This is a genomic window from Protofrankia sp. Cr1 (genome assembly GCF_963555865.1).
In the GTDB taxonomy this organism is placed as follows: domain Bacteria; phylum Actinomycetota; class Actinomycetes; order Frankiales; family Frankiaceae; genus Protofrankia.
Genome location: NZ_CAUVXO010000181.1, coordinates 1,919 through 9,449, shown reverse-complemented (window position 1 = coordinate 9,449; position 7,531 = coordinate 1,919). Strand labels below are relative to the sequence as shown.

Sequence of the window (7,531 nt, the reverse complement as noted above, 5' to 3'; positions counted from 1 at the left end):
CGTGTACGCCTGCAGCAGCGCTGCGCTCGGTCTCGTGATGATCGTCCTGGAGGTCATCATCCACTAGCCGGTGTCCGTCGTCACCGGCCCGTCGTCACCTGCTGGCTGTCGTCCGCCGCGATCTTTCGAGCTTTGTCCGGCTGTGAGGCCGTTTTTGATCGTACAAACCTCGAAAGCTTGTGTCTCGAAAGTTTTGTGTTGGGTCCGGAGATCTCAGGTCCGAAGGTACGGGACCATGAGCTGCTCGACCCGTCTGATACCAGTCGGCGTGCAGGGCGTCGATGGCCTGGCTGAGGTAGTCGGCGGCGTGGCCCGCGAAGGCGGCGAGTCAGGTGGCGTCGTAGAAGTCGAACCAGGCTGGTGCGGGATGGTCCTCAGCGAGCGCGGCTTGGGCGAGGTCGATCTGATGACGGCTGGCCGGTCCCGCGCCGGCACGCGCTTCGATTTTGGATCCCGCGCCTCGCCACCCCGTCGGGAAGAAGCAGCGTAAAGCGGACATGCCTCGACGCGGAGGAAAGAAACAAGCAGGTCAAGCAGGTCAAGCAGGTCAAGCAGGTTAAAAATCAAGCATAGGCGACGAGTTGGGCGCCGACGATCAGGACGACACCTCCTCGGATCAGCGGGTGCTGCGCCAGCGGGGTCGGGGGGTTCTTTCCAACCGTCGCAGCCGTTCCTGGTGATAGCGGACTTTTCTCAGCAGTGCCCGTGCCTCGGAGTCGTCCGGGTTCAGGGCGAGCGTCACAGCCAGATCCTCGGCGGCGACGGTCCACTGGCGGGCTCGGGCGTGTCGGAGCGCCTCGTTGAAATGCCGGTCGGCCAGATCCTTCAGCTGGGTCAGCGGCACCAGGTTGCTGTTGCACGCCGGGCAGCGGGCGGTGAGTGCGGCGAGCTTGGTCCGGCAGAGTGGACAGGTCAGGATGTACGGCACCACGCGACTCCGTTCAGCTCGGTGCAGCTCGGCCGGGCACTCCTGCCGGGGGCGGGCGGAGGCCGCTGCCGTCGCCCCCTCCCAGCACTATTCGTCCAGCCAACCGTCGGGCAGGTCAGGGAGGATGACCTCGTCATCCGCAGTCCTGGCTCCGTGCTGGTCGATGCTGCGCCGCAGCGGCTTCACGCGGTTCCGGTAAAGCATGCTCAGTTCCTGCCGGGCTTGCTCGCCGCGGTCCGGGTCAACCGACGAGACCTCCAACGCGGCACGGTTGAGATCCGCCTCGATCCGATCGGCCACAGCCGGGGCGAGGAGCCGCCTCAGGTCCCTGAGCAGGCGGGTAAGCCTGCTTATCTCACGAAGAAGGACGTCCTGGAACTGGGCAGGGGTGGGAATCATTTCGGGCAGCGCATCGTAGAGCGCTCGAACGCGGTCGAACAGCGCGTCGTTGGCATGCACCCAGCCCATTAGGTTTCCGCGCTCGTACGCGGCTCTGCCTTCGGCTTCCAGGCTCGGTACGGTCGCCTGGAACGGCTTGGCCTTCGCCGGGTCCCGCCTGGCGAGCATCTCCATCAGCAAAGTGATGTCGGCAAGCACCGCCTCGAACTCGGACAGTGGCGGTTGCATGTCCGAGTTGTCCGCGGTGAGCGCGGTGTCTGCCACCAGAGTCTGTGCCTCCAGCAGCTTGTGATGGGCCTGAGCTCTGTCATGGCCTTCGTCCAGCAACATTGCAATCTCGAACAGCAGGGTGTCGATTTCCGGCCCGATCCGCGTCGCCTTGGCCCGCGGCATGACGTCCCGCCGCTCAGCCCAGGACGTCCGCGCCTCCTCGTAGCCAAAGCGCAAATCCTGCCAGTCCGGGACCTCACGTGGGGGAATGTTGAGCAGAGCGCTGGCGGACGTCCCGATCGACGGGATCGCCGCCTCGGCGCGGATGGTCCAGCCCACCTGGAATTCCAGGGTCACTTCGACGGGCGTGCCGACGGGCAGGGCGGCGGGCAGTCCGCCGACCTCGACCTTGCCGATCGGCACCCGGCCCTCGAACAGGCGTACCTCTAGGATCGTGCCCTGGCTAGCGGTTTCGAGCTGGAAGGCGGTCCGGTACGGGAGCTTGGTGCCCGCGAAGACGACGCGCCGAAGGCCGCTCTTGAGCTGGAGAGCGAAGTCGTGTGCTAGCACGTCGCCGCTGGGCGCAGGAGGCTCGTCACGTCCGGCCTGCACCACCAGCCGTTCCGCACCGACTTCCCGCCCGTCCTTCAGATGTACTCCCACCGTGAACACGCTGTCGCTGTCCTCCCGCAGACGCACGTCTTCGAAGAGGAACAGCCCGTCGGCGTCGGTGGTCGTCCGCAGGCGTTGGACACCATCGTCCGATGTGAGCACCACGGTGACGCCAGCCGCGTCGGTGAGCGGGCCACCAACGCCAGCGCGCACCCGGCCGCTCACATCGGTCAGCAGGGGCGTGGGTTCTGGCCGGTCCAGTTCGAGGACACCGCTGCGGATCGGTGCGTTAGCAGCCTTCAGCGCCGCGCCGACGGCCACGCACAGATCGGGATGGAGACTGCGCGGCGGCCGCCCGAAGTGTTCCTTGAGCAGGTCGACGACCATCGGGATACGCGAGGAGCCACCGACCATGACGACATCGTCGATGTCGCTGAGACGGCCACCGTCACGTTCCACCCGTTCCCGGGCGCGTTGCACGGACCGGTCGCACCTTGTGAGCGTCGCGCGTAGCTGCGGGCCGATCATCTCCTCAAATTCATTCCGCTCCAGGACGAGGCTGAGATTCATCAGCTCGCCCCGCCGGTCCACGCAGTGCTGGCTGACGATTTCGGCGAACGTGGCACGGGACAGTTCGTGCTTCGCCTCCTCCGCGAGGGCCAGCAAGCTTGCGTGTACCGCCATGTCCGCTGGATCGTCCGGGTCGACCGCCAGATCGTGCTCGGGCAGCTCGCTCCTCATCCAGCGGACGATGCGCCGGTCGAAGTCGTAGCCACCGAGGTAACGGTCCCCGTCGAAGGAAAGGTTTTCGAAGCCTAACTCGGGATCCCAGGACACCACCGAGGTGTCGAAAGTGCCGCCACCGAGGTCGTAGATCAAAAAATGCTGCCGTTTTACCAGATCACCACGGATATCCCGCGTATACGCCATGGCCGCCGCAACCGGTTCAATCAGCGTTTCCACCACATCCAGGCCGGCCATGGCGCCGGCCTGGGCAGTCTCGTTCTTCGCCCGGGTTTCGAAGAACGCCGGAACGGTGATGACAGCCCGCTCGACCGTCACCTTGAGCACGTCCTCGGCCAGCGCCTTCAGATGACGCAGGACGTGCGCGGACGCCTCCAGCGGGGTGAGGGTGGCATGGCCGGCTGTCACCTGCTGGTCGGTGCCCATGTTCCGCTTGAAGAACATCGCCGGCGGCAGCCGTGAGGTACGGGCCTTGCTCTTGGCCCGCATACCCACCAGAACGGTGCCGTCCTGATCGACCCATACCGCGGACGGGGTGGTCGGCGAGCGGTCGCGATTGGTGATTACGAGCATGTCTCCCACGCGACGCAACCGGCGTTCCTCTATCAGCGCGTCGAGGCCCGGGACATCGGCGTTGCCGGGAAGTGCGACGCAACTGTTCGTGGTCCCGAGGTCGATACCGACGATGACGCTCATGCCTTGTTGCCACCCTCTCGTCGCGGCCCGGTCTCGTGTTGTTCGTGTTGTTCGTGTTGTTCGTGCTGCTCCGACTCCCGCTCCACGAGCAGTATCTGCGCACGTTGGGCGAGCTCCCCGCCGGGCAGCTTCACCGCCGGCCTTATCGCACGCAGGACGATCAGCCGCGATTCGTCGGCCGTGTCGGGAGCGTGCACAACCTCGGCCAGCTCCTCCCCCTCCACCTCCGGGTAGGCACGGCCGCTCGGATCCACGAGCTCGACCTCCGCCCGGCCGACGTCTCGGTCGAAACGGCGCGCAACCGCAGCCAATCCATCGACCTCGGCAGACAGACCCGCGCCCCGAAGGGCCCGCTCGTTGGCGGCGAGGAAGCCGCGCAGGTCGTGCAGCGCGTTCGCGGCTCCGACCGCGAGCATGCGGTAGCGGGCGCGGTGGACGTCGGCTACCCGGCGCGCCGCATCCAGGTGTTCGCGGCGTTCCTGATTCTGCGCGGCGAGCAACTGGTGGATGATGCTGTGCGGGGTGTCCGGTGCACGGAGCTCCACTGGACGCTCCTGCTCCACAATGGCCATCTCAGGTCGGGGGCGTCGCAGTGACCGAGGTAATGGTTGCGCGGCATACCCGGCGTGCCCGTTTCTGTGTCGCCGGTGGGCCCCGCTCATGGGCGCGCCCTTTCTTCCCAGAGCGGCGACGGCTCCGCCGCCGACAGGCCGGGCAGCAGGTTACCCAGCGCCGGCTCGTTGATTGTCACGCCTAACAACGGATCAGTTGGCACTGAAAATTGCTCATATCGATCGCACAGATCGGTGACCCGGATCTCCGTGCGCTCCGGGCGGTGCGACAGCAGTACGGCCCGCAGCCGCCCGGCGACGTCCGAGATCTGTTCCTCGGCGCGATTGACGTCAGCGACCTGCAAGGTCCGCCCGAAGAGCGGATACCTCTCGGCGGCGCGCTCGATACGTATCCTGCGCCTACGGATCCGGGCGCGGATCTCGGCCCGGTCGGTGAGGTCCGATGGCAGGTCGAGCACCTGGAACGGATTCGACCGATAGGGATTCCAGCCATTCCTCCATACCCACGGGCTGTCCGCCGTCACACTTCCACCACCCGCCGCAGCCGAGCTGCTGTCAGGGACGGCTCGCCACCCAGGGGGAGTGGATGGCCTCGCGGGCTGGGAACGGCCAAGACGTGCCCGCAGTCCTCTGGCCGTAGTCAGCATGTCTTTGATTTCCCGGTAGTAGCCGCCGCTGAGCGGCAGGTCAGGGTCCAGGCGCAGGGCCTCGGTGAAATGCGCGATCGTCTCATCCAGGTCATTTGCCATCATTATTCTGACCAGTGCGTTCGGATAGGCGGTGCCGTAGCGCGTCACGATCGTCTCCCACATTCGCCAACCCATCCAGAACTCCAGTCGTGCAAGCTCGAACTCGAACCGGGCACGGGCGGGGCTTGGCTCGCCGATGGCGGGCTTGTCTCCGGCAGGCGCCGTCCCCATCTCGGCACGGAACGGCTCGACCAGCTTCTGCACCCGCGTGACCATCGGCGAGATCCGGTTCCACCAGCCATGATCGCCTACTGCGTCCTGGAACCCCATACGGCTGGTAAACAGCAACGCATACCCAAGGTAGAGGTTGGTGGGATCGACAGTGAGCCAGTGCCCAAGCTCCTCGACCGTGTCCTCGGCAAGCTCTGGCACCCGCACCGCCATGACACGCTCGACGACATCGTGTATGAGCCGTTCGCGCGCCCACTCGACAGCTCTTGTCGGCAAGGTCGACCCGATGATCATCTCGACATGCCGCCGCGCCCGGGACAGATCACCTGGATTCCCCGAGGCCAACTGCAGGATGCGGGTGACGTGCGGGGTGAGCAGATCGTCCGGAAGTGCCTCGCGGACGCGGTCGACACGGTCGACTAGTCCCGGCGACGGCGCTCCGCCGCTGGCCTCCTCCATGTGCCGGCGAAGCAGCTCCCACAATGCATCGTCGCGGTACAGCGTGGCCCAGTGCCGCAAGGCCTTCTGCCAATGATCGAACGCGACTGGATCGCCGGCCGTCTCCAGGTCGTAGGCGCGCGAGTGGTGGACGATCGCGAGATGGTGGATGCGCCACGGTCCGCCGCCTTGCTCCCAACGGCGTCCGGCATCCTCCGTCCACGGCTGCCGCTGCCCGTCCTGCTCCAGTGCCTCGTAGGCGAGACGGTCGTGCATGGCGCTTCCGGTCAGCGCGGCACTGAGCTCGCGAACGAGGATCTGGGAGGCCGAGTCCAGCCCTGGGGGAGGGGTCGTCGACCAGTCGCCCACGATCCGCAGCGCCGCACCCACACGCTGCTCCCTCGCCGCCGTGAGGGCCTCGCCGAGTTTCCGGTGGGCGGCCGCCGCCTGGGCGGCGACCAGGTGGCCGGACCCACCCTCGCAACTGACTGCAAGTCTCTCGGCCAACACCGGGTCGTGGTAAGTAGCGGCGGCAATGACAACGCGCGGGGTGACTATGCAGCGCGATGCCCACTCCGTCCCCCATTGTTGTTCGAGGATGCGGGCCGTCTCAGTCATCGTTTCGGTGTCACCCGCCAGGGCGGCGCCGAGCAGTTGTGCCGCCGCAAGCAGGGCCGGATCGGCGGAGTCCGCCCGCGCATCGAGGCAGCGGCGGAAGGCGCCACCAGCCGCTGCCCGGTCGCCGAACGTGAACTGGGCGACGCCCACCCAGAACTCCACCACCGCCACACTCCCGACCGGTGTCCCCGCGAGTCGGCCACGGGAATCCGCGCCATGACGCAACGACTCGAGTTCGTCCAGGACGTCCTGGCCCGCGCGGTCCGATCCGAGTAGCTGGGTGAGGGCACGCAGTAGCTGGTATTCGGCCCGGAAGTGCAGAGCCACCGCCCCCGCCAGCAGATCCTCCGCCTCGGCCCACCGCGTCTGGATCATCAGCTCCCGCCCCCGCAGCACCGTCACGTAGGCGAGGCGTTCTTTCGCGGCCCGGCTGCCCTGCCGCACGCCCTCGGCATAACAGGCCTCAGCCTCTGCTAGACCACCGTGTTCTCTTGCTCGGTCGCCGAGGAAGCACCACCGATCCGGTCGCTCGACAGGTGCCGCGGCCGGATCCAGGAGGGCAAAGAGCTGCCATAAGGGTTCGTCCGTGACCGCGTCCTCGGCGGTGTTGCCGCCGTCGAGCCCCGAGCGCAGCCTTTGCGCGGCCAAGTGCCGGAATTCCGGGGTGGGTTCGACCGGCGTCGGCGTCGGCGCGCGTCGTCTGATCCGACGACCGGCCGGTGCGGGGATCCGCCCGGTGATGACCCAGGCCAACCAGGAATGCAGATCATCGTCGCCGTGTGCGCAGATCTCCGACAGCTTGTCCCAGGTCCGATCGAAATCCGGCGGGTTCGGTCTTCGCATCCAGCGCCGCAGGATTTCCGACTGCACATCGGGACGGACCGGCCCGGGGACGGCGGCCACCACTGTGGCAAGGTACCCGGCAGCAACCTCTGGTTTGTCGACCGGGAGCTCCAGCAACCGCTGTTCGATGAGCTCACGGGCCATGCCGCGCTTAGGGCCATGGCTGTGTCGCAGCTCGCCGATGGCGTCGAGCAGCCAGTCGTGCAGGGATCGCTCGTCAGCCCGCCCGCCCGGCGGGCTCACCTGCCTCTCACCCTGGCAGCCTCGCTTTCAAGTTGCCGCCGACAGCATGGTGCCACGAATCGTCTCAGATGGTCAGAACTCGTTCAGATTCTAGTTTGCCTCGACAGAAGGCGTAGCCGGCATTGACGTCAAGGGGACCGGCCGGGAGGGCGAGCACGGTTACTGTCCGTGGTCAACCGCGATCTTTCGAGCTTTGTCCGGCTGCGAGGCCGTTTTTGATCGTACAAACCTCGAAAGCTTGTGTCTCGAAAGTTTTGTGTCGGGTCCGGAGGCCGCAGGAGCCCGAGTCGGGGATTGCAACCCGCCAG

5 protein-coding genes are annotated in these 7,531 nt (G+C 66.7%); all 5 read right to left on the bottom strand.

The features are described from left to right. Positions 1–328: 328 nt before the first annotated feature. Positions 329–499 (bottom strand): hypothetical protein, encoded by a 171-nt coding sequence (locus tag U9980_RS15130; protein WP_322768496.1) that lies wholly within the window; start codon positions 497–499, stop codon positions 329–331. 117 nt (positions 500–616) lie between these two features. Next, positions 617–928: a hypothetical protein gene (locus tag U9980_RS15125; protein ID WP_322768495.1), complete on the bottom strand. Its 312-nt coding sequence runs from the start codon at positions 926–928 to the stop codon at positions 617–619. A gap of 87 nt (positions 929–1,015) precedes the next feature. After that, positions 1,016–3,589: an Hsp70 family protein gene (locus U9980_RS15120; protein WP_322768494.1), complete on the bottom strand. Its 2,574-nt coding sequence runs from the start codon at positions 3,587–3,589 to the stop codon at positions 1,016–1,018. Then, positions 3,586–4,134 carry a hypothetical protein gene (locus tag U9980_RS15115; protein ID WP_322768493.1) on the bottom strand — a complete coding sequence of 183 codons (549 nt, stop codon included), beginning with the start codon at positions 4,132–4,134 and terminating at the stop codon, positions 3,586–3,588. Before U9980_RS15115 ends, U9980_RS15120 begins: the two co-directional genes overlap by 4 nt. 113 nt (positions 4,135–4,247) lie before the next feature. Beyond that, positions 4,248–7,223, bottom strand: a complete 2,976-nt coding sequence (locus U9980_RS15110; RefSeq protein ID WP_322768492.1) for a hypothetical protein — start codon at positions 7,221–7,223, stop codon at positions 4,248–4,250. Positions 7,224–7,531: the final 308 nt, after the last annotated feature.